The organism is Wolbachia endosymbiont (group A) of Longitarsus flavicornis (assembly GCF_963931955.1).
In the GTDB taxonomy this organism is placed as follows: domain Bacteria; phylum Pseudomonadota; class Alphaproteobacteria; order Rickettsiales; family Anaplasmataceae; genus Wolbachia.
Window position 1 is genome coordinate 1,260,764 of the sequence record NZ_OZ008337.1, and the last position, 25,362, is coordinate 1,286,125.

Genomic DNA, 25,362 nt, shown 5'->3' on the forward strand with positions numbered 1-25,362 from the left:
GCATAGAAATAAGGTTATAAAAATAGAAGGTTTAAATTATTTTCATAAGCTTAGGCAAAACAGTTCGTACGTAGGTTTAGTAAAAGTGAGCCAATATAGCTGATTTCAGCGTATAGTGAAATTATTATCTAGAAAAGTTCGTATGTATCGTTTGGTAGACCATCCCATCCCAAAACGAACAATTCTCACCGCCCTTGGTTTTGACCACTGAAAATGGTCACATCGTTTAAATTTATTAATGCTATATACTACCAAATTAATAGTTGCTCATTTAAGAACCTCCTTCAACTTTACCCAACTCGACACATATACTTTTTGAAACATTGCTGCAAGTAGAAAAAAACAGGTTACCCACCTTAACTTCTTTAAATTTGCTCACAATCTCTACTTGATGCATAAGGTTTTTGTTACACTCCTTTCATCTACCGATTACCTCTACCTACCGCCTTTACCTTTGCTAAGGTCAGAAACACGACTAGCTTCAGGACCTTCTAAACTCGACTGTGGCAGGCCACCAAAATTACTGGAATCACTAACACTAAGCGATATAGGTGCTTCTACTGGTCCACACCCTCCTCCCACTCTGTGATATCCTAATTCTAGATAAGTACGTAGTAATGGATCAATTTGTTCTCTATTTTGAATGTATGCTTGCAATTGCACATCTTGAAATCCCGGATCATTCCTGAATAATTGTGAAATGCTCACTCTTATGTTCTGAAAGTAATTTCTATCTCTGTTTGGGTGGCCTCTTCCAAGAAAATCACGCATAATATTTACAACATTCTGAACTTGTTCTCCAGGATTTTCATTTAGGACTCTATTAATATCTGTAGCATTTTCTAATGCCCATAAACCACAATTCCAACCATCTGTTTGCTGACGAACAGAAACATTATTAATCCTGATATTATTGCCTAAGTTATTTTGAATGATATCGATAATACCACCTGGAACAGCAGTAGCAGTTGAATCAGCATAGTACCCAACATAGTTCCCATTTTGACGTTCAATCACTAGTGTAACCCAATGAGTATTATTTAAAGTAATGATTAAAGTTAAACGCTGTTGTTCTTCATTTTCCCTAAATTGATTTAATACTCTAACAATGTGCTCGTTACCGTCATTCCTTGCCAAATTAGCTACTTCAAAAGTGTGATTACCTTCAGTACGAAGCTGATATCGCAATCTTCCAGCGTGAGCTATATCAATTTGTTGAAGCCAGTAATCATAATGTCCATTTCTCGTCGCAAATTCTAGTGTAAGTAGATCATTTACTTCTATCCCTTGATTTCTAAGAATATCTCTTATTTGTCTTCTTATCTCTTGTGCTGTAGGAATGGAATTATCACCTCCCCTTATTCTTGACCTTAGTATTTCTAGGAGTTGTTGTATACTACCTTCGAAGGTAATAATAGTAACACATCGATTATCACCTAGATCAAACGGTAAAATCCGATTCCGTCCGGGATTTTCTCGAATATAATTTATTAAATTTTCACGAGTCTGATCTGATAATAGACCCTCTGGTGGATTTTCATCAATAACACTATTAGGCCCTAATAGCCCTCTAGTTCGTCCTGAAGCATGACTGCGGTCAAACCTATGTATATATAGTTCTTGTGGAACAGATATAAGATCTTCTACTCTCTGTGCACCTGCATTAAATACAGCATAAGATAAAACCACCTCATTTCCAGGAGTAATGGGCAAATATCCTCTTTGCTTGTCCATAAGTCTTGTTATTTGCTGTTCTGCATTACGTCGCTCTTGTGCTAATGCTTGTTGAGTATTAGCAAACCCTAATACATATCCAATTGGATGAGTATCTTCTGGATGATTTATTGTAGATCTCAATAATAGAAGACCTAATCTCTGTTCTGTAACTCTTGTACTTACTTCTCCTGCCATTCTTATATCAGGACTATACGTTTGACCTACCTTGTATGCAGTAACCACTTTATCAGGATTGTCACAAACATAAAATATACTGTGCAGTATAGAACGAAATTTGTCATTGTTACTTACATCTATTATTGCATTACCATTCATATTATCTGGCATTAACACTCTAGAAATAGCTCTCAATAATTCTCTATGCTGAGGTATACTTTGCCACCCATCATTCATAACTTGATTCAAAGTATTATGTACATTTTCAGCATTAGGCACTTCTATAAGATTACCATCAAAAGAAGCATACCTAGTTATACGTAGGTAATGATCAGGCGAATTAAATCTATCTAATAGAACATTTAGTCCATATTGATCATTAAGTATGTATGTAACTCTATTCACAGCACCATTATAACCTGGTGGTAGAGCGATGGCTTTTACTGATCGTATATCATGGGGATTTCTAATATCAAGTATAACTATAGGAAAGCCTTGAGCATGGAAGACCATAGTTAAAGCATGTTTTCTTAAATTCTCATTATCATATCTAAATATGTATTTTATTACTCGCAGTCTATTGTTTTGTATTAATACCTGCTCGTGATCAAAAGCACTGTTCCCAAAAGCAAAACCAGTTATACAATCAAGTATTCTGTCACGATTTTCTGCATTTCTTGGTATTTCGATAGGAAAATGTTGAAGCAAGAAATCTATAACATTTTCTCTAATGCCTCCATCTTCTACACACTCAAATAATCTTTGTACTAAAGGAAATCTATTCTGTTGAAGCTCTGCTATGCCAACCCTAAAAGGGGCTAGATGTGAATTAAAATTTAATCCAACACAAACAGCATATCCTGATTCAGTATGCACAGGTATAAATGAAGAAGCATGTAATCTTTGAGCGTCACCTCTAGCGCGTTCTAATGCAAACAATGTTCTCCATCCAATATTAATAACGATAGGAATGTTTTCTCTCTCTGCTTGATGGTGTACAAGAAAAGCAACGTACGAATTTACAAGAGATAAGTTAAGGTCAATATCTATTGTGCAAAGATGACTAAAATTCGCTAAAAAACCTAATAAAAACCCATGACTCTCAAACTTTTGATTGCGATCTTGAATATCATTTTCTAATGTGCCTGCGTAATTACGATAGATTCGAGTTATATATCTAAAAATTACTGTGCTATTGTCTCGTAAAGTTCGTACAACTCCACTTCTTAACATTTCCGCAAAGTTATCAATTCTTTGTTGACCTAGTGCAATTTGCACAAAATCGACCAACTCATCAAGCTGTCCATGCTGATTTTGATCGAGGTCCATCCCTTCTATTTCCTTAATTGTTAATTCGTGATCTTCTAAGAGCACTCTAATAAGATTGATTTCAGATGCTGAATATTTGGCAAATCTATCTCCACCTCGAGAATCTTTTTCGCGAATTTCTTCAAATACTACTGCTCCTTTCTCTCCCTGGCTCTTGCCTTTCCCATGCGTACACACTTTGTATTGCTCAAAACTTAGGCCTTCTTCCCTTAAATCCCGATTTTCCCGTCCAATCTCTTGCACTAGAGAATTTTTCTCCCTTTCACTAAATCTTAACCCATCACTATTAGGGACATCAGAGATGCTGTAACACCTGACAACTCGCTTTTTACCAAGGGATTTATTAGTTAAAACTGCAACCTTCAGGTTTCCTGTACTTCTATTCCTACCATCTGTATCAATACCATGATTATCAAAACGAATATAGACTCTCTCATCTGGAGCTAAAATACCTGCGTCATGTGCAGTAGCAAACATACTGAAAAAGAATACAGGAAGGAAACGACCTGTACCCACGTGATACAAGAAAGATGGACATTGATCTAAAAAGGATTCAAACTCTCGTCTAAAACCTTCAAGATTTTTATTGACCAAACTTCTGATAAATCCATCACCATTATTCATATAATATACCTTTCTACTTGCTACGGCGAGAAAAATCACTTACACCAGGGGTTCCAAGAATGGATTTTGGAGCATCACCAGAACCATCATGTCTAATAGAAAGACTAGAATCTTCAGCTTCCACTATGGATATGGACCGTCTTCGATAATCACCGGAACCATCATCTCTAGGAGGTAAAGTTGCTTTTTCTAACTCAGAAAACAATTCTTTTGCGAAATTACCGTAGTCTATATCTTCTTTCATTCCTTCTCTACCACATAATCTAAGGTCTTCTATCATAACTTCTTTGAAGGACTCAAACTTTTCAGGAAAGCAATCCTTGGCAAATAACATTATCTCTAATATTTCTTTTTTTTCATCAGACTTACGACCAGATCGTTCCCAATTAACCACTAACCCTGCAAGTGCATTTTCTATAGGAACTTGGAAGTTAGAAGTATCGACAGCAGCCTCCTTGTGTTTATAAAAGCGATCACATCTCCACATTTCCATAATAAGAGATCTAGCTTGAGCATTAAACTCAGGATTTTCCAACATAACATTTGAAAGTGAGGAAAGAAGAAGTTTATATTCTTCATATGAGAATATTTTCTCTGAATGATCTCCGCCTCCACGTTCTGAAACTCCTTTATAACACCAGCACTGTACTAAATCATGCACTGTATCAAAAAAATACGAATCTATTAATTCAGCAAAAAGGGAATATACTCCTTTATCTTTCTGCGATAATTTCTGCAAAAGAGTATCTTTGTCAGCTACCTTATTTACACAAAAATCTAAAATAGGAGCATCTTTCTCAACAGATTGAACGCGAGACAGAACAAGAATAGTGTCTGTAAGCTTCTTCTCTTTATCTTCTTCTTTTAAATGATTATAAAAATACTCTACTCCTTCACTCCACTTAAGTCTTACAGCACTGTCAAAACCTTCTGCTGCATTACCAGGTTGCCTTAATTCCCCAGATTCCTTATCTATCCAGAAACTTAGTACAGGATCTTCCCTTTTCATCCCATACAAAAGTGAATTTAGTATATATTTATTATCATCTTTTACAGGACGACCATTACCATCAACTGCATTAGATGAAAAACTTCTTTTATAGGAATCAAATTGCTCTTCAAAGAGAGAAGGAATTTTATCTACTACACAGTATCTACAAGCCATATCATATCTGCGAAGCGGATTATCAATTTCTCCTATTTTCTCTTCAGTTAATCTTTGACCTAAAACAGCATTATCTAACCTTGCACCTGACCAACAATTTTCATTTTGGAATATATTGTACAAAAACTGCAGCTTATCACCCTCAAAAGATTTAATATTCTCTATATAGGTCTCCGCCCACCTTTTAATAGCTAACTTCCTCCCAGCAGCAATTTCAGGATCTGTATGTTTTATAATATCTTGTAGATTTTTAAGTAGTGCAGCTTGACGCTTTGTTTCTATTGGCATTTCACCCCCTATAAAAAATATTTACTGCATTATGCAAAAGTTAGAATCAAATATCAACACTAAATTTATCAAGAATAAGAAAAATTTTATGAAAAACATTTTCTATATTTAGATATTATGCGTTTAACTGATACGTAGAATTGGTGAGAAAATCAAACAGGCCATAGCGAGAATAGCGAAAGAGTTAGATATAGGCTCTAGACTAGTGGATAAAGAAATATAATAAGTTAAAAATGGACAGAGCTTTAAGGGAGTTGCAATACTTAGGCTTTTTCTTTAAGTTGTTCAGTTTCATCTATCGAAAGGCCGGTAGACTCAGCTATTAAGTTAACAGATACGCCAGCTTTCAGTAAGTTTTTTGCAACTTCAATTTCCCTTTCTTTTCTGCCTTTTTCGTGACCGATTTGGATGCCTTCTTGTCTACCTTCTTGTCTACCTTCATGTTTAGCATCATCGAGTTTTTGAGCAAGGACAGCCTGTTCATCACGAATACGTTTGATCTCTTGTTCATAGGCTATAAATTCTTTTTCTGACCAGTTGAATCTATTTAGTTCTTCATATGCTCTTTTAATTATTAGATCACTTCCTATTATTCTCTCTAGCTCTTCTTCACTAGTTTCGTCTGCATATCTAAAGAAGTAGACCCATTTTTCAACTATACTTGAAAGCTGATCTTCTTTGGTTTTTGGAAATTTAGGCAATTCAATAAATATAAAGTAAAAATCTTTTAGGTCATGTTCATTAGTATCTTCATCGCGAATAGTGTGCTTTGATTTATACTCAGACTTATCAGGAAATAAAATACAGTCTGCTATAGCAATAAAGATAATTTCCTTAAGGTCATGATATTGATCGCCTTTGTCAGCCTGTCTTGAATAAGCTTTAGCGGCATAGTATTGGGCACGTTTTTCAAAGCCTTTAGTTTTAGCGACCTGCATTTCGACTATCACTTGCAGCCCATTTTCATCTCTACAAAGAACATCAACAATGCTTTGTTTTTTAGAAGCAATATCAGGGTCTTGAATAGTACTTAAAAACTCTATATCCTGTATTGCATTTTTTCCAGCAAAGCCGAGAATATCATTAAGAAAGTGAATAAGGATATCTTTATTTTTTTCAGTGCCAAAGATGCGCTTGAACGATATATCATTTTTTGGATCGAGAAACTTCGAAAGAGCCATGAGAAAGTAAGATAAAAAGCATTAATAATTATACACAATTGTGAAGAAATATTCAACTAAAATTCAAACCACAGGAGATAACATTTCGGGCTGGGTTTTTACAACTATTTCTGTTTTTAAATTAGTTGAGACATCTAATAGAGAACTTGATTTGCATTGATATTCAAGCTATATCCTGATAAGACTGAGAGTTGGAAATATGGCAATAATTCTTTTAGATACAAAAACAATAAACCGTATAGCAGCGGGTGAAGTAATCGAAAGGCCAGCAAGTGTAGTAAAGGAATTAGTAGAAAATGCAATAGATGCTAGAGATAGAGATCAAAATAGAAAGTGGTGGGCGTAATCTTATAACTGTAACAGACGATGGAAATGGAATAGAAAAGGAAGATTTGGAACTTGCGTTTATGCGCCACGCTACTTCAAAATTAAGCGATAGTGAGTTAATAGAGATCAAACATCTTGGCTTTAGAGGAGAGGCTCTGCCTTCAATTGCAGCAGTAAGCAGAATGAAATTATCATCCAAGGCAAGTGGAGCAAAGGAAGCATGGTCTATAAGGTATGAGGGAGGAGAAAAAGTAAGAGAGATTACCCCTTGTTCTTTGTTGCAAGGTACATATATTGAAGTTCGTGACTTATTTTTTGCTACACCAAATAGACTAAAGTTTCTAAAAACCGAAAGGGCAGAAACACAAAGTATTGTTGATATTGTGAATAACTTAGCGATGATTAATTATAGTATTGGGTTTACTCTCACTTCTGGTAATAAAAAGCTCTTAAAATATGTTAAGCAAACTTCGCTGTTCAACAGATTATGTGAAATAGAAAAAGAATTTCAAAGCAATTCACTGGAAGTTAAAGAGGAAGAAGAAGGCATCAAACTTAAGGGACACATCTGTAAACCTAATGTCAATCGTGGCAACTCAACTCAGATTTATACGTTTGTTAATGGAAGGCCAATGAAAGACAATCTACTTGTTGGTGCAATTAGGTATGCGTATCACGATTTTATTCCAAACAATAGGTATCCTTTTGCAGTGTTGCATTTAGAAGTACCATATGACCAAGTAGATGTAAATGTGCATCCAAATAAATCGGAAGTAAGATTTCAAAATAAGAGGTTAATATATGAAATAGTGAGAAGAGGGCTAATAAAAGCGTTGTCAATGAGAATAGGTACCTCTTCAGTGAGTGATATTGATGGATCTAGGTGTCAAGGTATTGGAGAAGAACTGGGTGGTTCGCCTTTTGATGTTAGTGAAAGTCAAAGGAATAGTGAGCGTGTTAATAATGGAAAAAGCAGAGAAGTAAAGGGTCAAAAAGAATTTTACGAAAGGAAGCCAAGTCTTTTAGAAAATCGTCTAATGAAAGAATTCAATGCACCAGATGAAAGAAAGCGAAGCTTATCAGGAAGTTTTAAGTATGAAGGTATAGAGAAATCTACACCACAGAAAGGAGTTATGGTTCTAGAAAGAGAGCAAATTGATTTAATAGCGGATCATCCTCTAGGGTATGCACGCTGTCATGTCTACAATACTTATATTATTGCTGAGGCTAAAGGCAAATTGATTATAGTAGATCAGCACGCAGCTCATGAGAGATTGATATACGAGTGCTTAAAGCAAAAATCAAGCATAAAAAGACAAAAACTTCTTCTTCCTGAAATAGTTGAGATTAAAAACCAAGCTGGAATGGAGATGGTTAAAACTTATAAAGATAAGCTTTTTGAAATGGGTTTTGGTATTGAAATAGAATCAGAAGATAAAGTAAGGGTAAAAGAAATACCTGCAATCTTGGGAACAATAGATATAAAAGAGATGCTAGTTGATATAGTAGATAAGTTAATGGAAATAGAAGATACGCTACCAATAGAGGATAAGGTGAACAAAATATCATCCATAATCGCTTGCCACGGAGCAGGAAGAAAAATGAAATTGGAAGAGATGAATGAGATACTAAGACAAATTGAGAAAACTCCATATTCTGATCACGGAAGACTAACGTATATAGAAATGAAACTAAGTGATATAGAAAAATTGTTTGAAAGGAGATGAGTTCAGTTTGTCAAAAAGGTTCCCAATTAAGTATACGTAACAGCTCTTCTGGTTATGGAGTATAAAATGTGAAAAAAGAGAATAAATGCTCTAATTTTTTAGATTACAAAGTAATAGGACAGGAAGTAAGAAATCGTAGATTAGCAAAGGGCTATACTCAAAAAGATTTAGCAAAAAAAATCGGAACAACATATCAGGTAATACTGCAATATGAAAAAGGAACACGCAGAATTTCAATTAAGAAGTTATATGAATTAGCAGAAGCATTATCAACAACTGCTAGAGATCTAGCTTGCGGACAAGAAGTATCAAATGAGGAAAGGTATGAGGAAGAAGAGATACTAAATCTAGTAAGAAGACATAAAGAGATTAAGGACCAAGAATTACGTGAAACGTTTTATTTATTAACTAAATTCATCCGTATTAGTGAGGAAGAAAGTGGAAAGGCAGTAAAAATAGAAGTGGCAAAGGGTTTAGTTAAGGAAGGAGTTTCTGCTCATGTTATCTCTCGAACAACCAATTTATCTATTGATGAATATGATAATGATGAGAAAAAAATTTCCATTCCGTATAAAGTAGGTCAAAGAATAAAAGAATGGAGGTTGAGAAGAGGATACACTCAGGAAGATTTAGCAAGTAAAGTGGGTATAATAAATCAAAGAATATATGAATATGAACAAGGACGAGCTGCTGTTTCACTTGAAATGTTAGATGAAATAGCAAAGGTACTATTAATTAATATTACAGATCTGCTTCCAGAAACAAGAGAAAATGAGAATAGTGAAGCAGAGCTATCAAGGTTAATAGAAGAATACAAAAAGATCAAAAGCAAAGAACTACGTCATGTACTAATAAAATCTCTGTTTGAAAGCATACAAATTTGCAAAGAGAAAGTGAAGAAAGTAGAAAAGATGAGAATTGCAAAGAATTTAGTTAAGGAAGGAATTTCTATCAATATTATTTTAAAAACAGTAGGCCTCTCCTTGAACGAAATTCAACAAATTTAAAATAAAAAATCAGTATATATTAATATCTTTACCTATTCATGAAAAAATAAGTAAAAAAGATTGAGAAATTGATTTGACTTCACTCAAAAGCTATGGCTTTATGCCAATGCTGACAAAAAAACAGCAGTAAATATATAAAAACATTTTGTTATTAGTGAAGGGTAATTTTTATGAATAATAAGAAAGATCGTAGAGAAGAAATAGAGTTCAGAGCATTAGAAAGCAACGGTAAAGCTCTACTTGATCGTGAAGTAATAGAAACGTTTCTAAGTGCAGTGCATGACAGGGAAGAAGCTCGAGTTATTGCTAGAAAGCTAATAGATAGTTTTGGAATAGGAGGAATTTTAGGCCAGGAAATAGATGACTTGAAAACTATAGAAGGGATAACTGACTCTACAGTAGCAGTAATTTTATGCCTAAAGGAAGCTGCAAAGAGAGTACCAAGAGAAGAGTTAAAGAAAGGACCTGTAATGGATAACTTGGAAACCATCGTAAAATATTTAAGGGTGAGTATTGGTTATTCAGAGGAGGAAAAGATGAAAATAATATATTTTGATCAAAAGTGCCGTTTAAAGGGGGAAGAAGTGTTCACTGGTACAGTGGATAAGGTACCTTTTTACATAAGAGAAGTAACAAGAAAGGCATTAATAAGAAAAGCGACGTCAATAATAATATCGCATAACCACCCAGAAGGAAGGTTAAAGCCATCTGATGAGGATGAAGCTGTAACTAAAGACTTGGCTAAAGCTTGTCAGGCTATAGGGATTAGGTTACTGGATCACATTATCATCACAAGTGTTGGGTATTTTAGCTTTAAAGAGCAAGGACTGTTATAAAGCAGATATTTGAAGATTTTCATGAGTTGTTTAACTACTTGAATGAAGAAAGTATTTGCAAGTACATTAATTATTGCTTACAATTAATGAGAAAGTATATATTAAATTAATAATAAAGTAATAAAGTCGGTTATAGACTTAGTTAAATATATTTAATAGCGGAGGCTAATATGAGTAATAAAATAATTGTACCTTTTGATGATCAAGAAGGAGGTACTTACGAGTTAAACATTGATCTTGATAGATTATCAAAAGGTGAGGTGTTAAATGCTATTGTAGGAATAGGTCGTACTAAGGAGCAATCCACCTTTGTAAGCAAAATTAATAAGGCTGAAAAGCCTGAGGAAATAGCACCTTTCCCTGGTAGAGAAGTTCGCGAAAACAAAATCAACTGTGGGAAAGGATTTGACTATGTTTATGGCACAAAACCTGCAAGTGATCAAGAAGATAAAAATCCATTTACCTCCGCCTTGCAAAAAATAAAGCCAAGTATAAGCGAAAGTGAAAAGTTGAGCTGGTTTAAGAGTGGAGTGGTAAAAGCAAAAACCCCAAAAGAGATGAACAAAGTTATAGATGAAGTAATAGGTGATGGAACAAGGCTAAATGCATGTAATGATGGGGAATGGAGTTTCTCAGAGTATGTAGTATTAGGTACACATTTTCATAAATTTGATAAGGTTGATCGTAAAAAGGTAATACGTAAATTAATGTTAAGCGGTGCAGAGTTTCATGATACTCTACTACAGAATAAACTGATAGGTGAAATCTATGATGAGCTACAACCAGAAGTTCAGCTACAGATAGATAAGCAACTAGAAGAACTAGAAAAAGCTGGCGAAAGTGCTGTTCAAGAAGGATCCTTAATAGATCTCGAGATAGACAATACAACATCATATATAGAATTTTCTGATAATAGCAAGGTAGAGGTAGCCAAAATACTGGAAGCAAACAGAAAGTTAGGAAGTAATATTTTAAAAATTGGTAATGATGCAGTTGAGGTTAAAAGCGAGAAGGGAGGTATAAGAAACTATATCGATATGTCAGATGAAAGCTCTATTATATTACAATTTCCTACAAGCATTGGTCAGCTAAATATTATATTGTACCACGATGTAAAAAAATATGATCAAGTACAAGTCAGAGTAGAAAACAAGGAAATGTGGGCTGAGTTACAAAAAAGAGGCGAAGAAATAGGAAAAAACTGCCTTTTTGGGGGAGTGAAACTTCAAGAAGCAGTAGAGAAAGGTAATTTCACTAGATGTGGCATATGGAATGAAAAGTATGCTATAAAAGAGATTGGCAATGATGAAGTATTGTCTTCATGGGTAAATAGGGTATGTGGAGGTAGTAAAGAAACCTTTAGGGAACTTTAATTCATTTATTTTAAGGTTCCAGAGTTTACTGGAGCCTTTGAGCTATAGTAGAAAATATTATATATATGGTTTTTTGCGTGGAAAAAAGTCTAGATTATGAAGTAGGACAAAAAGTAAAAAGTTGGAGGTTAGAGCGAGGTTATACTCAGAAGGGTTTAGCTGAGAAAATTGGTGTAAAGTACTGGGTAATACTGCAATATGAGAAAGGGAACCGTAAAATTCCAATTAAGAAGTTATATGCTATAGCAGAAGCATTATCAGTAAATGTTAAAGGTCTAGTTTGTGGAGAGACGCTACCAAATGAAAAAAGATATTTTGAAGATAAAGAAATATTAAATTTAGTAAAGGGGTATAAGGATAAAGAATTAAGCGAAGTATTTTATTTATTAACCAAATTTATTCGTTTGAGTGAGGAAAGAAGCAGAAAAGCGGTAAAAATGGAAGTAGCAAGGGGTTTGATGAAAGTAGGAGTTTCTGCTCATGTTATCTCTCGAACAACTAACTTATCTATTGGTGAGTATGAGGAGAACAAAATTCCGGTTCCATACAAAGTAGGGCAAAGGATAAAAGAGTGGAGATTGATACGAGGATATACACAAAAAGATTTAGCGAATAAAGTTGGCATAACAAATCAAGGAATATACGAGTATGAACAAGGGAGAGCTGCTGTCTCACTTGAAATGTTAGATGAAATAGCAAAGGTATTATCAATCAGTATCATAGATCTACTTCCCGAATCAGATGAGGATAGTGAAGCGGAAGAAAAGCTATCAAACTTGATAGAAGAATACAAAAAGATTGAGAGTCGAGAATTACGCGATATGCTAATCAAGTCTTTATTTAAAGGTATACATGTTTGTAGAGAAAAGGTCAGAGAGGAAAAGAAGATTGAAGTTGCAAGTGAAAGAAGGAATTTCTGTTGATATTATCTTGCAAACGACAGGCTTATCAAATTATATGATTGAGAAATTTTTGTGATTTCATAAAAACTTAGCCAATAGTGGATTTTTTTGTGATAGAATATATGTTTGCTTCTGTAGGAAAAACAGCTTTTAGAGGATTTATCTATGATAATTCAGAGCATATTGGCTCAGTAAGCTACGAGCTAGGGAAAAAAATAGAAGGTTGTAGGATAGTACAAGGGTATACTCAGGCAAAACTAGCAAGCAAAATTGGTTTAACACATAAGGAAATACATAACTTTGAACTAGGGTGCAAGGCTATTACAATCAAAGAATCGTATATAATAGCAGGAGCATTGTCAGTTAGTGTTGTAGATCTACTTCCAGGACCAACAGTACTAAAAGAAAACAGTTGGTATGAAGATGAGGATAAAGAAATAGTCTATCTAACAAAAATACATAGAGAAATTAAGGATCAGGAATTACGTAAGAAGCTGTATCCATTAGTAAGCGTCAAACAGACGAAATCTGTCAAACCAGGAAGAAACTCCCAATTTAAGTTTTGAGTAATTTCTGATATAACTTTGTGAGAAGCGCTTTTGCAGTTATAACCGACCAAGTCACTGGTGCCTTTAGTGCCCGTTCGTAAGCGTGGTTTTGGGAGGAACGGTCAAATCATTGATGGAGTTTTTGTAGACTACCTCGGTTAGGAGATTGTACTATCAACCGTTCCAAGCTGAAGCGTTTCCCTATTACAAATTATACGAAGGAGTTGCCATGAAAAAAGCAAAAAGTAAATTAGAAATAGTGAATCCTGATGCAGCAGGGATTGATGTTGGTTCATCTGTACATTATGTATGTGTACCTGAAGGAAGAGATGAACAACGTATCCAAAAATTTGGCTGCTTCACTGAAGACCTTCATAATTTAGCACGGTGGTTGAAAAAATGTAAAGTTACAACTGTAGCTATGGAATCAACAGGAGTATACTGGATTCCTTTATTTCAAGTACTCGAATCATATGGGTTTGAAGTAAAACTGGTAAATGCGCGACATGTAAAAAATGTACCTGGAAGAAAGTCAGATGTTCAGGACTGTCAGTGGTTACAACAACTACACAGTTATGGACTACTTCATGGATCATTCAGACCCGATGATCAAATTTGTGTATTGCGTAGTTATGTGCGGCAACGTAAAAGTCTTACTGAAAGTGCATCTACACATGTTCTGCGTATGCAGAAGGCATTAATTCAAATGAATATACAGCTGCATAAAGTTATAAGAGATATTACTGGAGTAACTGGTATGAAAATTATCAAGGCTATAATCGAAGGCGAAAGGGATCCTGAGAAATTGGTTGAATTCAGGGATGCACGAATAAAAAATGATCAGTCTACTATTGCAAAAGCGTTAGCTGGTGACTATAGAGAGGAACACTTATTCACGCTAAAGCAAGAATTTGAACTATATAATATCTATCAAGAAAAAATAGCAGAATGTGATAGAAATATTGAGGCCTATTACAAAACGTTCGAAACAAAACCTGGCGAAAGTAAACAGTTGAGTAAGGAAAAGAATAAGCATAGAAAAAGTAAGCCAAACTTTGCTTTGCACGAGGAACTGCACCGGATAACTGGTATGGATTTTACTAAAGTTCCAGGGCTTGATGTACTAAGTGTACAGACCATAATTTCAGAAACTGGTATAAACCATAGTAAATGGTCAACAGAAAAACACTTCTCATCGTGGTTAGGACTCAGCCCTGCCAATAAAATTACAGGAGAAAAAGTGTTTAGCACAAGAACGCGTAAAGTCATTAATCGTGCTGCGAATGCATTTCGAATGGCTGCTAATTCTGTGGGAAATAGTAAAAGTGCATTAGGTGCATACTACAGGAAATTAAAAAAACGATTAGGAGCGCCAAAAGCAATAACAGCTACTGCAAGAAAGATAGCGTGCATATTTTATAGTATGCTCAAATACGGACAGGAATATGTAGAAAAAGGAATGGAATACTATGAAATACGCTATAAAGATAGAACTGTAAAAAATTTGATCAAAAGAGCAAAGGAACTTGGCTATCTCTTGGTAAAAAAAGATGAGTTAGTTCAAGGAGTTTCTTAGGAGGTTTGTATATATTAGCGAGAAAATTAGCCAAGAAGAAGCGAAAATAGAAGTAGCAAAGAATCTAGTGAAAGAAGGAGTTTCAGTTGATATTATTTCCCAAGTGACTCGCTTATCTACTTATGAATATGATGATATAGAGAAAGAAATTTGTACTGATTCTATACTCTACAAAGTGGGGAAAAGGATAAAAGAGCAGAGATTAATACGGGAATACACTCAGGAGGACTTGGCAAATAAAATCGGTTCAACACCTAAAGAAATACACGACTATGAACGAGGATATACAGACATTCCAATTGAAATATTATATAAGATAGCAAAGACATTATCAGTTAACATTAAAGCTCTTGGACTAACAGAATATGAAAATGAGCCAGTTTTTGGGTTTATAGGTAAATGCGAAAAAATTGAGGATCAAGAATTACTGGATACGGTAGCCAGATCTTTATCTGAAGGAATGCAAACTGGTAAAGAAAAGGTTAAAAAAGCAGAGAAAATCAAGATTGCAAAAGATCTAGTTAAGGAAGGTGTTGCTATTGATATTATTGTGCGAGCAAGTGGCCTAACTGCTGATGAGTTGGGTGAGTGTGAAAATTGAATGTCTTTAAGATATAAGTAAAGTTAGTTAATGATTTAACCAGTAGAATTTGCTAACCAACTTTTTTGGCTCAGTTGAATTTTGCTTGGTATAAATTAAGATATGAAATCGCAAAGTTTATCTATTAATTTCTGGTTGTCCTCTATCATTGCATTTGCCTCTTGCTGAAGAGATTTGATATTTTTGAGTGTAATATTGTCCATCTCAGTCGATGCTACTTTCAATTGCGATTGTATTCTTATATATTTATCGTCTATTACTTGTTCTAGTTGATAATCAACGCAATCCAATCCAGAGGCAAACATCACATTCAGTAGTGGCTTGATCCACCCTATTTTGCCAAATTTCCTTGAGTTAGCATACTTTATACTTCTATCTGTTCCACCAGTGCCTATTGATAGCAGTATAATCTCATCATTTGGAAATAACCTCTTACCACTTGCATATGCACAAGCCGCTGGATTATTTGCAAACACTCCACCATCTATCAATACTCTCTCTGTTTGGCTAATTTTCAGACGTTTTGGTGTGAAGTACGTTGGAGCAGCTGTTGTAGCTCTGAGTGCATCTTTCAACTTAATGTTTTTTTCTTTCCAACTTTTGAAGAAAAATTCACAACTATTGTGAATGTCATAACTGGTGAGTAGTAGATTACTCGCAACATCGGCCATAGTACTTTCACCAAAGTATTTGTTGAGAATAAATTCCATATTTCTATATGAGTACTGAGAACCACTCAGCCAAGAAGCAATTGATTTTCTCCAAAATGATGATTGAAAGATATATGCTCCATACTCTTGATAAAGTTCAACCAAATCATTGGCAGAGTATTGAAGTTTATTGCTTTTACAAAGTCCAGCAACAATAATCCCACCGGTTGAGGTTCCTGCCATTAAATCAAAAATCTGGGAAATTGGCTTTTTTGTCCTAGATTCAATTTCTGCTAGAATAATGGCAGGTATTATCCCTCTAATGCCACCTCCATCTACAGATAAAATGTACTTTGTCACTGTAAAATTTATTTGTGTTTGTGAATAGCTTCAAGTTCGTTGACTTCTTCAGTGAGGTTTTTCACTCTCTCTTCAAGTCGATAGACTATTTCGATTAGTTCTTGGTTTTTTTCTATAAATTTATCATGGATGTGTACACGTAAGTCAAGTTTTGCCAACCACCATATGAATCCTACAGTCTGTAGAACTATTGTTATTATTACCGCTATTGGGATTTTTTGCTTTTTCATGTGAAAGTATTAATCTATTATGGATGGTTTTGGGAGTTTATATAGAGATCATAAAAAACTTACAGCTTTAGTGATTTCTTTATGTTATCGGTTCTCTGCTTCTGCAAGTAGCTTTATTATTTGATCGTAGGGCTTGTCTTTGTTTTGCCTTGATTCTATTACAGCTACATCTCGAGGGTTTTTTCCACTTCTATCTCTAACATTAGGATTTGCACCTCTTTCCAGTAAAAAACTCACTACTTCTAAGTGCCCTTCTAATGCAGCAAAATGTAATGCTGTCCATCTTTCATTTTCACCTAATGCACTAATGTCAGCTCCTTGGTATACTAAAAATTTAGTAACTTTCAAGCATCCTGAATCAGATGCATGATGTAATGCTGTTAATTTAGGAACTCGTGTGTTAACACTTAATAAATTTTCTACTGAAAACTTTACTACATCTAAGTTACAATTTTGAGAAGCAATGCGTAGTATCGTTTTATAATTACCTTCAGCTTTTGCCTTCATGTAGGAATAGGTAGCAATAATACATACTATTACTGTTATAAGCCACCAAAAATGCAGCTTGTTTTTTGTATCTTGACCCAATTTATCCATATTCAACATCTTTTTAATATTAAATAGATCATTTACTCATTTTTTATTAACATTACTTACTCAAAGATGCTGACAACATAGTAAGGTAACCTGAGCTATTTAAAGTATGCTTCGCTCTATTAACTATCCATTTACCATCTACCGCTTGATTAAAACCTATAAGATTAAGTTTAGCTTCTGCAAATAACTCTGGATTACCAGGCATAGTTATATCTAAAGTTTCATTGTTACGCTTCAATTGTTTCAACTTGGCATTTGCTGCACTCAGCGCTGACTCTGCATTTGGATAGATTTCTAGCATAATATAACTTGGCTCGCCACTACCAACTGTTTCTTTAATAGTCTCACCCTTTTCATAGCTATGCCATTTTGCTACTACTGAATTATACTTATCACGTACAGTAAAATGCACTTTCCAATTAATTGTGTCTTGAGGTCTAATAGTCGTTGTTCCTAAAGCTTTTCCTGTGGCTGATTTTGCCATGTTTTTTGAAATAAATAATATGTACCCACCAGCTAATTTTGCCATTGCTTCACGCTCTGTTGCGATCTTTGTTAACAGACTTATATCACTTTCATCTACCTGATTAATATGGGGTATTAATACATTCTTAAATTCCTCAGCGACTTTGTATCCATATCCATGTTTTTGGGCTATTTCTTTTACTAAGTTTTCTATGGTAATTTGGCGCCATTCTTTTGATACTTTTGCCTTCAAAGATATTCTTAAATTTGTTGCATGAGCTTTGATTAGTAGAGTCTTAGGTGGGCCTTGTATCGTAACTTCGTTGACTGTATATATACCCATTGGAAAGATTCCCGTTTCCTTATAACCTAGTGCTATGTTCAATTCATTTGGAACTTCTACATTTTCATTGCCATAATCAACGAATACCTCTGCAACATCATCTATAGTACCAGATTCATCAGTAAGATGCACCGATATTACATGATCTTTTATTCCTTCAATGCTAAATTCAGGTTTCATTTATTCCCACACTTTTAACTTCGATTTTTTTAATTGCTTTTGTATTGTAGGTAACTTGATCTTTAATCCTGTAGGCAAAAAACTTCCATACTCTGCAAGACCAGGGTTTTCTTCTAATACTATTTCTACTGCTCCAGAGCTATATCCATAGTGCTTAAAACATATGTAATCTAACATTTCATTTTCTCGGGTTATATAATGTACTGTCATACATAACTCCTTAAACTTAAGCTAAATTCAACCTTTTTTGGTAATCCACAGGGAAAATACGACGTTTGCTTTTCTTCTAACCGCACAATAACAAATCTTCCCAAAACATTTCCTAATTTGTCTACTAAGATACTTGGTTCATGATTTTTCTCAGTTTCTTTCATACTTTTTAATTGATTTAAATCATTGAGATTATGGAAATAAATTATTCCTTCTAAGTCTATATTTTCTGTACCTTGGCCAATATTTTGTAATGAAGGTATTTTACCAATAGACTCAATTGTACTCCAACGATTTTCTTTACTATACCTTACACTTGTTGGAGAAAGCTTATGTTGACCAAGTGATAGCATTAGTAAATTGGTTCTATTGAATCAAATAAAACATCACGAGATTTTTCCCTTATTCTTTTTATTACTGCATCAGCAAGACTACGTACATCTTGGTTAGGTTCTGCTTTTATACTTATATTAAATGTAAAAGTTTGATTGAAAATTTTTTGTTCACACTTTTCACAGTCTTTTAAAACTTTCTCTGAATTATCTGCTACAGAACTTTTTTCTGTAATCACACTTTCAATATTCGTTCTACTATTCGAAATTCTACTAAAAGCATTATTATTCAATAAAGGATTTCCTTTACTAAAAACATTATTTTCACTAGTTGCACTGCCTATTTTTGCTTCTACTGGTTTCTCTAATGCTTTTATTGGACTATCATTAAAAAATTTTCCTATACCAATCCAATTTTCTATAGATTTTGTAATTGATTTCCAGAGACTTGAAAAAAAGTCCTTTACCTTTTGCCAATTAGCAATTACAAGCGCTGCACCAACTGATAGTCCAGCAATAGCAGCTCCTATAGGATTGGTTAGCGTTAAAGCTTTCAGTCCCATGATTACTGCTGGAATTACTCGCGCTGATAACGAAGTTAATACTGGCAAAAGTGTTCCCTGCAAAATAGCCTTAAAAGTTAGTATTCCACCTCCAGCCAATGCAAATGCATAACCAAAACCTACCACTGCAATCTTGCCAATAATAAGAGCTGAAATTATGCTCATAACTCCTGTAGTTAAAATTGGACATTTCTCTGCGAACCAAGCTATACCTGTAGATATTGACCTCAAAATCTTACTTATCCAATTTAAAGGAGGTAGCATAACTGACCCTAAGTTCATTCCTAGCTCTGCTATTGTATTTTTAAGTAGCTGCAAATTATTTGCTGTAGTACTTGCACGGTTATTAAATTCCTTTTGCATAGATTTATTATACTTTTCTTTATCAGCCACAAAATCTATTGCTTTTTTATATTCTTCCAAACTCCCAACTATCAATGCAATATCATCTTGATATTCTTGACCAAAGAGATTGAGAAGGATTTGTGAACGTTCCTGTCTATCTACTTTTTCTAAAATTTCAAAAAAATGAAGTAGAGCGTTTTGCCCGTTTTCAGCAACCTTTTGTGACATTTCCTCTGCAGTGATACCTATCGATTCCAATGCTGCTTTGAACTCTTTTCCTTGCCCTTCAGCAGTTTGAAGTTTAGAAAGCAGAGCATTGACAGCAGTTGCTGCTTTTTCAGGTTGTTTACCTAAACTAACGAAGGCATTTACTAAACTACTTGTCTGATTAATATCTAAACCAAATTGTTTTGCATTACCACCCACTCTAGCGAGTGCTTCAATCATATCGTTCGCCTTAGCTGCAGTATTATCTGATAGGTAATTTATAACATCACCAACTTCTTCCATCTTCTCTACTGCGATTCCATAAATGTTAGCGAGTTTGGCAATAGAATCACCAGCTTGTTCAGCAGACATGTCAAATGCTGTGGCCATTTTAGCTACTGTTGTGGTAAATTCAAGTAGCTTACCTTTGTTGATACCAAGCTGTCCACCACTTGCAGCTATTTGTGCTAACTCTGAAGCTGATAATGGTATTTCACGGGATAATTTCTTCAATTTTTGAGCAAATTCTTCGGCTTCATTTGTTCCATCCTTGAAATTTACTACCTTTTTAACATCAGCCATAGCACTTTCAAAGTCAATCGCAACTTTAATTGGTGCTGCAAGTGAAAGACCTAGTCCTATAGTTTCCATTACTTGTGATCTATAATGCGCTTTTTTTGCCAAAGCATTTCGCTGTTTTTGTATTACAGATCCTAATTTACTGTATTTTCCTTTTAGTACTTCAATAGATGAACCAAGTTTAGTTTGATCTCTCACTAAAGATTTGACATCCTTTCCACTTTTCCTGATTTCTTCATTTAATGTGTGAAGTGCATCTCTCTTTTTGATATAAGCCTCTTTTGCTTTTGATGCTGATGCTTTCAATTTTTCGAATTCATTTCTCAGTGCTTTGCTTGGCTCTTTTTTTTCCTTCTTCTCTTTAGCAATTGCTGCAGCTGATTCTTTTGCTTTTTTCTCCGCTTCCTTCCAATTCTTCATTGCTTCAAGGGCATCATAATTTAGTTGCTTAAATTTGGAAACAGATTTCATTGACGAATCAAGCTGCCTTATACTATCACCCAGCTTAGAAAGCTTTGCTGCACTACCTGTCATTGCATTATTAAAACTTCCATCTAACGTCGCACCTATTTTTATTGAAAGCATTGACATTTTTTTGCTACTCCTTTACTTATTTCTACCCATGATAAAAATTCATTTACATCCATATTAGTAATCTGCTCAATTCCACTTCCTGAAATAGAACTGAGTAGTAATACATTATACTTTAAGTTCTCTGTTCCAGCGGTGACAAAAAATCTTTTAGCACCTTTTGTATTTCTACATAATCTTTAATACATAAATCCTCAACTGCTTCTTTTGGCACGGATGTTAGATTAGCAATTAAAGCTACTTCTTTCAAGGCTTCTCCTTCTATACGTTCTATAGCAAGTAAATCTCTTACTTTAGGTTCGCGCATCGATAACTCTGAGACAGAAATTCCATCAACTGTAATTGGGTTGTTTAGTGTTATAGTTTTCATAAAATTCTCCTAAAAAATAAAATATTTTTACACTTTTAAAGTTATTTTAATATGCTTCTCCTTAAAAAATAAAATTTCAAATAAGTTTTCATATTCCTAAAACCGTTTGCAGCAAGGCCATTTGATCAACGCCATTTATCTTTCTTATCATATTTTCAGCATCGATCTCTATCAGCTCATTGCCACCTATGGTAAGTTTATAGTAATGAGCAGCTACAGTACACTTCAGCGTTGCTTTTTCAGCAGGTTTCCAGCTACCAAAATCAAATTCTTTGAATATGCCTCTAAGGTTGATAATTACTCCTTCAACCTCATTGCTACCACTACCTTGCATTCCTCCACGGAGCGTTAAAGATACTGAGTTTCCATCTATCAAGCCAAAAAGTCTAAATAGTTCTGAATCATACTCAGCGAAAGTAAAGTCTGCTTCAAGTTTCTCCATGCCCATATCAATATTTATTGGAATATCCATACCACCAGCACGGTACTCCTCTGTTTTTATGGTAAGTTTTGGTAGGGTAATTTCATCTATTTTTCCTGCGTAACCCCGACCATCTACGAATACGTTAAAATTCTTTAAAATCTTCGGTAACATTTTTTCCTCTTTTTTATAATATTGTACCACTCACAAGATGTGACCTGAAAGTAATCTGTTCTGCTGGATATGGTGGTGTAAACTCAAAGTCAAAGTATACTTTTCCACTTGCAATGTTTGTTGGTGTATTGAGTTCTGGGGTTGCATAACATTTTCCACTGATAATAGCTCCTTGCGCTTTTAAATTGGCCAAATAAGAATTCACCCCCTCAATCACATCATCTATATAAGTTTTGGTGATATTGCGATCAACTGCCCATAGATGAGCTCGAAGTAAACTATCGTTGATTAAATCTGCAGTCCTTCTCACTGACAGAAAAGCCCATTTTGAGTCATTTGAACATGTTCTATTTCCCCAAAGCCTATAGCCGTTTTGATGAATTATCGTTGTTACTTCATTTTCATTTAAGTGGTTTGCTCTGCAATTTGTATTACCGAGCGTAAAATCAATAGGCCTGCTTGTTCCAACAATACCGTTTATTTCTTTATTTGAAGGTGAGTGCCAGAAGCCTTGCTCGCTGTCTATCTTAGCTATTAAACCAGCGACAAATGGACTTGCTGGCCTTTCTTCCCCTTCAAATACCTTAACCCATGGGTCAACCACGTAAACTCTTGAGCTGCCTACACTTTTTCTCCACTTTATTGCTTCTTCATCATTGGTATTTGGACCATCTGCTACTATTATGCTTCTCAGCTTTTCTGCTACTCCTATCAAAGCTGCTACTACTGGGTTTTTAGGATTTTCAGATTCAGGCAATTGATGAGTAAATTGAGGTGCAATTAATATTCTTGGAGCAACATGAATTATACTTTCACTGCTGAGGAATGCCTCTATCCCTTGATACTCTCCAGTCTCTTTATCAACACCGCCAATTATATTTTTCAGCGTCTCTTCTTCTTTTAATTTTGGATCGCTGTTTTCACTTTCTTCAACTCTAATTACTACTATTGTTGCACCAATTTGGGAAAATATTCCGTTTATTGCAGAAGGTAAACTGCCACTCTTTCCAAGCTTTGCTGCTTCCTTCAAGCTTCCTGCAATTAACACTGGTTTATTCAGTGGAAATTTTTGCCCATCTGCTTCAGGTGCGGTACCAATTACACCTATCACTGATGATTTAGCTGTACGTACTGTTTTTGCCCCTGAGGTTACCTCTATAACATTTACTCCGTGTAAAAATTCTTCAGCCATTTCTTTGTATCTTTTGTTTAAAATCGTTTAGTAAGTTCTCTAGCTCATTTTTACTTTTGGCTTCTGCAATTTTCTTCTTGGTAATGTCTTCCAACTCTTCACATTTAATTATTTCTTTTACTGCTTTTTTTGCTTTTTCTTCAATTATTCTTGCCATTTCAATAACCGTAATACCACGGACTTTTGCTAAAGGTTCTATAATTTCTTTATCCTTTTTATTCATAGATTCTGGTGCTGCTAGAATGTTTTCTGCGGCTTTTGCTTGTATTTCGTACGACTTAAGCTTCTGATGAGAATATCCTGCGTATTGGTGAGTATAGTTATTATAATAAGTACGGAGACTAGAAAGTGCAGAAAGTTTTGCATTTTCCAATAATTCCAGCTCAATATCTTCCTTATTCCTTTCAACAATTTTCTCCCCTTCTGTTAGACAATAGCTTTTTTGCCAATCAAAATCTTCTGGTGCTTCATGCCAATCATTTCCAGTTGGCTTGTTTTCAAGTGTTGTTGTTTCAATCTGCTTGTGGTTTTCAAAACGTATATAAATAGTCATAAATTCCTCCTCATTGCCATATTTGATTAGTTCGTTCTAATCCTGGACATTGCCAAGCTTTTAGCGTTCTCTCCACATCTACTTCAAGTCCTGTAGTTAGAACATTGCTACGTATGTTATAAATCCCCCACTGAATAAATTGACCATAGTTATGTACATAATTTGATGCAAGCATACCTTGACTAACTTGTGTCCTGGAATACAGGTAAGATGATGTGTAAAGTAATATTGCAACTGTTTTTCCTGCTGGAATCTCCACATTACCAGATCCAGCTAACTTGCTATCAGAACTCGTGTATTGGTAAACATTTTTCCATATTATTCTTGAAATACTTGATTTATTAGAATTGGTATTATCTGGTGTTCCCACAAATAACCCTGCTCCCCCATACTCCGTACTCGAATACGATGATCCAACAAATTCTATTGCTTTATTTATGTTCACATTGGTTGTATTTTTTACAAATACTACTCCAAGTGCAGCATATGGGTAATAGTATATCTCATCATAACTACCCGAAAAGCTTTTTGTGCATAACTCTCCGTAAATAAATGTTCCTTTACTTCCCTCTATAAAACTTAGTTGTCTTGGCCGATAAAAACTAACGTAATCTGTATTGTACGTATGGCTACCTGCTAGTAGTTGTAACATATAGTCAGTTTTTGTTATATCACTACTCCACTTTCCAAGCTCTGTCGTAAAAGTTCCGTGGCCAAAATAATTATTTTTTCTGCCAAGTACACCAAATAAGAAAGGTAATGACCCTGGTTCAACCATGTTGCGCTTTCTTATTTCATTTATAAGAGACGCTTTTAACTGTTCATCCCGAGTTTTTACCTCATTAAGGATGTTTTCAATTCGAGTTTCTATTTCCCTAATAATTGATGAGCCACTTGGCACATCATTAACAGTACGGAAGTTATTCACTAAACCTTTAAGACCATCTTTATGATCATTGCCAACACTATTTATTGCTGCAATATTGGCATTCTTTCTCGTATCAAGTAGCGATAAATTTGTTGTTCCTTTTTCATCAATTCTCTTTAATAACTGCTTCTCTGATTCAGAGATCACTGCTAAAGAACTAGCTTTTTTATTATCCAGATCAGCTAAGTGTTTTTTTGCACTATCAAGAAGTTCTTTTAGCTTACCATCAGTCATCTGTACAATTTCAGAAACTGCACTTTTGTCGACTATTGATTCCAATGCTTTAGCAAGATATGCTAATTGATCTGGTGTACTGTTTGCTGCTAAATCCTTAAGCCTCTTTTGTAGTGAATCAATTATCTCTTTTACCTCAGTCATCTGCACAATGTCAGCAATAGCTTTTTTATCTGCTATCAATTCCAGCGATTTTGCAAGATATGCCAGTTGATCAGGTGTGCTGTTTGCTGCTAAATCCTTTATCCTTTGGTATATTGCTTCTTTCATTTCCAAAAATTTAAAAAAGTCTCAAAATTAAACCGCTCAAAATTACTCTTAAGTTGATTATGCTCATCTTCTCTTTCGGTAATATCTTCATCTATTTTCTCAATTGTGGTACGGATACGAACAACATCCTGCACAGCAATATTTTCTGGATGTGGTAGTGTATATCCTCGTTTGCTTTGGTCATTTGGCAT

Annotated in this window: 23 protein-coding genes and 2 pseudogenes; 9 read left to right on the top strand and 16 right to left on the bottom strand. The window is 34.7% G+C overall.

What is annotated here, in order from left to right:
- Positions 1 to 435: 435 nt before the first annotated feature.
- From AABM58_RS06065 to AABM58_RS06075, 3 genes are all read right to left on the bottom strand, one after another.
- Complete coding sequence (locus AABM58_RS06065) at positions 436 to 3,846, bottom strand: cytoplasmic incompatibility factor CifB (RefSeq protein WP_338406656.1); 3,411 nt, start codon at positions 3,844 to 3,846, stop codon at positions 436 to 438.
- Positions 3,847 to 3,859: 13 nt separating this feature from the next.
- The gene (locus AABM58_RS06070; RefSeq protein ID WP_264685594.1) at positions 3,860 to 5,299 is read right to left on the bottom strand and encodes a cytoplasmic incompatibility factor CifA; all 1,440 of its coding nucleotides are present in this window, start codon (positions 5,297 to 5,299) and stop codon (positions 3,860 to 3,862) included.
- A gap of 263 nt (positions 5,300 to 5,562) precedes the next feature.
- Entirely contained in the window at positions 5,563 to 6,480 is a 918-nt protein-coding gene (locus AABM58_RS06075) for an Rpn family recombination-promoting nuclease/putative transposase (protein ID WP_264685595.1), read from the bottom strand.
- Between the two features lie 199 nt (positions 6,481 to 6,679).
- On the opposite strand from AABM58_RS06075, the gene AABM58_RS07890 reads away from it, so the two are divergent.
- The 9 genes and pseudogenes from AABM58_RS07890 to AABM58_RS06115 all read left to right on the top strand — a co-directional run.
- Positions 6,680 to 6,826 (top strand): hypothetical protein, encoded by a 147-nt coding sequence (locus AABM58_RS07890; RefSeq protein WP_410529780.1) that lies wholly within the window; start codon positions 6,680 to 6,682, stop codon positions 6,824 to 6,826.
- The gene (mutL, locus tag AABM58_RS06080; protein ID WP_410529781.1) at positions 6,786 to 8,534 is read left to right on the top strand and encodes a DNA mismatch repair endonuclease MutL; all 1,749 of its coding nucleotides are present in this window, start codon (positions 6,786 to 6,788) and stop codon (positions 8,532 to 8,534) included. The genes AABM58_RS07890 and mutL overlap by 41 nt, the downstream gene beginning before the upstream one ends.
- A gap of 68 nt (positions 8,535 to 8,602) precedes the next feature.
- Entirely contained in the window at positions 8,603 to 9,541 is a 939-nt protein-coding gene (gene wmk / locus AABM58_RS06085) for a WO male-killing family protein Wmk (RefSeq protein ID WP_338406657.1), read from the top strand.
- A gap of 170 nt (positions 9,542 to 9,711) precedes the next feature.
- Positions 9,712 to 10,377, top strand: a complete 666-nt coding sequence (locus AABM58_RS06090; RefSeq protein ID WP_108783952.1) for a JAB domain-containing protein — start codon at positions 9,712 to 9,714, stop codon at positions 10,375 to 10,377.
- 170 nt (positions 10,378 to 10,547) lie between these two features.
- Positions 10,548 to 11,750: a hypothetical protein gene (locus AABM58_RS06095; protein WP_338406658.1), complete on the top strand. Its 1,203-nt coding sequence runs from the start codon at positions 10,548 to 10,550 to the stop codon at positions 11,748 to 11,750.
- A 65-nt stretch (positions 11,751 to 11,815) separates the two neighbouring features.
- Positions 11,816 to 12,728 (top strand): annotated as a pseudogene (gene wmk, locus AABM58_RS06100) (WO male-killing family protein Wmk).
- A gap of 34 nt (positions 12,729 to 12,762) precedes the next feature.
- Positions 12,763 to 13,218 (top strand): helix-turn-helix domain-containing protein, encoded by a 456-nt coding sequence (locus AABM58_RS06105; protein ID WP_338405975.1) that lies wholly within the window; start codon positions 12,763 to 12,765, stop codon positions 13,216 to 13,218.
- A 211-nt stretch (positions 13,219 to 13,429) separates the two neighbouring features.
- Entirely contained in the window at positions 13,430 to 14,776 is a 1,347-nt protein-coding gene (locus tag AABM58_RS06110; RefSeq protein WP_338406860.1) for an IS110 family RNA-guided transposase, read from the top strand.
- Positions 14,772 to 15,377 (top strand): annotated as a pseudogene (locus tag AABM58_RS06115) (helix-turn-helix domain-containing protein); the annotation flags it as partial. The gene AABM58_RS06110 and the pseudogene AABM58_RS06115, both read left to right, overlap by 5 nt.
- Before the next feature lie 95 nt (positions 15,378 to 15,472).
- On the opposite strand, the gene AABM58_RS06120 reads toward AABM58_RS06115, so the two are convergent.
- From AABM58_RS06120 to AABM58_RS06180, 13 genes are all read right to left on the bottom strand, one after another.
- Positions 15,473 to 16,387, bottom strand: a complete 915-nt coding sequence (locus AABM58_RS06120) for a patatin-like phospholipase family protein (RefSeq protein WP_019236454.1) — start codon at positions 16,385 to 16,387, stop codon at positions 15,473 to 15,475.
- 8 nt (positions 16,388 to 16,395) lie between these two features.
- Positions 16,396 to 16,617: a hypothetical protein gene (locus tag AABM58_RS06125; RefSeq protein ID WP_019236453.1), complete on the bottom strand. Its 222-nt coding sequence runs from the start codon at positions 16,615 to 16,617 to the stop codon at positions 16,396 to 16,398.
- Between the two features lie 84 nt (positions 16,618 to 16,701).
- Positions 16,702 to 17,214 (bottom strand): ankyrin repeat domain-containing protein, encoded by a 513-nt coding sequence (locus tag AABM58_RS06130; protein WP_019236452.1) that lies wholly within the window; start codon positions 17,212 to 17,214, stop codon positions 16,702 to 16,704.
- A 52-nt stretch (positions 17,215 to 17,266) separates the two neighbouring features.
- Positions 17,267 to 18,202, bottom strand: coding sequence for a phage late control D family protein (locus AABM58_RS06135; protein WP_338406659.1), 936 nt, complete (start codon positions 18,200 to 18,202; stop codon positions 17,267 to 17,269).
- Positions 18,203 to 18,412 carry a tail protein X gene (locus AABM58_RS06140; RefSeq protein ID WP_253303070.1) on the bottom strand — a complete coding sequence of 70 codons (210 nt, stop codon included), beginning with the start codon at positions 18,410 to 18,412 and terminating at the stop codon, positions 18,203 to 18,205. It abuts the gene before it with no gap.
- Positions 18,409 to 18,765: a phage tail protein gene (locus AABM58_RS06145; RefSeq protein ID WP_253303071.1), complete on the bottom strand. Its 357-nt coding sequence runs from the start codon at positions 18,763 to 18,765 to the stop codon at positions 18,409 to 18,411. Before AABM58_RS06145 ends, AABM58_RS06140 begins: the two co-directional genes overlap by 4 nt.
- Positions 18,765 to 21,029 carry a phage tail tape measure protein gene (locus AABM58_RS06150; protein WP_338406660.1) on the bottom strand — a complete coding sequence of 755 codons (2,265 nt, stop codon included), beginning with the start codon at positions 21,027 to 21,029 and terminating at the stop codon, positions 18,765 to 18,767. The genes AABM58_RS06145 and AABM58_RS06150 overlap by 1 nt, the downstream gene beginning before the upstream one ends.
- Before the next feature lie 115 nt (positions 21,030 to 21,144).
- Complete coding sequence (locus AABM58_RS06155) at positions 21,145 to 21,399, bottom strand: phage tail assembly protein (protein ID WP_019236447.1); 255 nt, start codon at positions 21,397 to 21,399, stop codon at positions 21,145 to 21,147.
- Positions 21,400 to 21,487: 88 nt separating this feature from the next.
- Positions 21,488 to 21,994 (bottom strand): phage major tail tube protein, encoded by a 507-nt coding sequence (locus tag AABM58_RS06160; RefSeq protein ID WP_264723598.1) that lies wholly within the window; start codon positions 21,992 to 21,994, stop codon positions 21,488 to 21,490.
- Positions 21,995 to 22,007: 13 nt separating this feature from the next.
- Entirely contained in the window at positions 22,008 to 23,186 is a 1,179-nt protein-coding gene (locus AABM58_RS06165; protein WP_338406661.1) for a phage tail sheath subtilisin-like domain-containing protein, read from the bottom strand.
- A complete protein-coding gene (locus AABM58_RS06170) occupies positions 23,179 to 23,739 on the bottom strand; it encodes a hypothetical protein (protein ID WP_338406662.1) in 561 nt (186 codons plus the stop codon). Before AABM58_RS06170 ends, AABM58_RS06165 begins: the two co-directional genes overlap by 8 nt.
- A gap of 10 nt (positions 23,740 to 23,749) precedes the next feature.
- The gene (locus AABM58_RS06175; RefSeq protein WP_253303074.1) at positions 23,750 to 25,171 is read right to left on the bottom strand and encodes a hypothetical protein; all 1,422 of its coding nucleotides are present in this window, start codon (positions 25,169 to 25,171) and stop codon (positions 23,750 to 23,752) included.
- The gene (locus tag AABM58_RS06180) at positions 25,168 to 25,362 is read right to left on the bottom strand and encodes a hypothetical protein (protein WP_065094988.1); all 195 of its coding nucleotides are present in this window, start codon (positions 25,360 to 25,362) and stop codon (positions 25,168 to 25,170) included. Before AABM58_RS06180 ends, AABM58_RS06175 begins: the two co-directional genes overlap by 4 nt.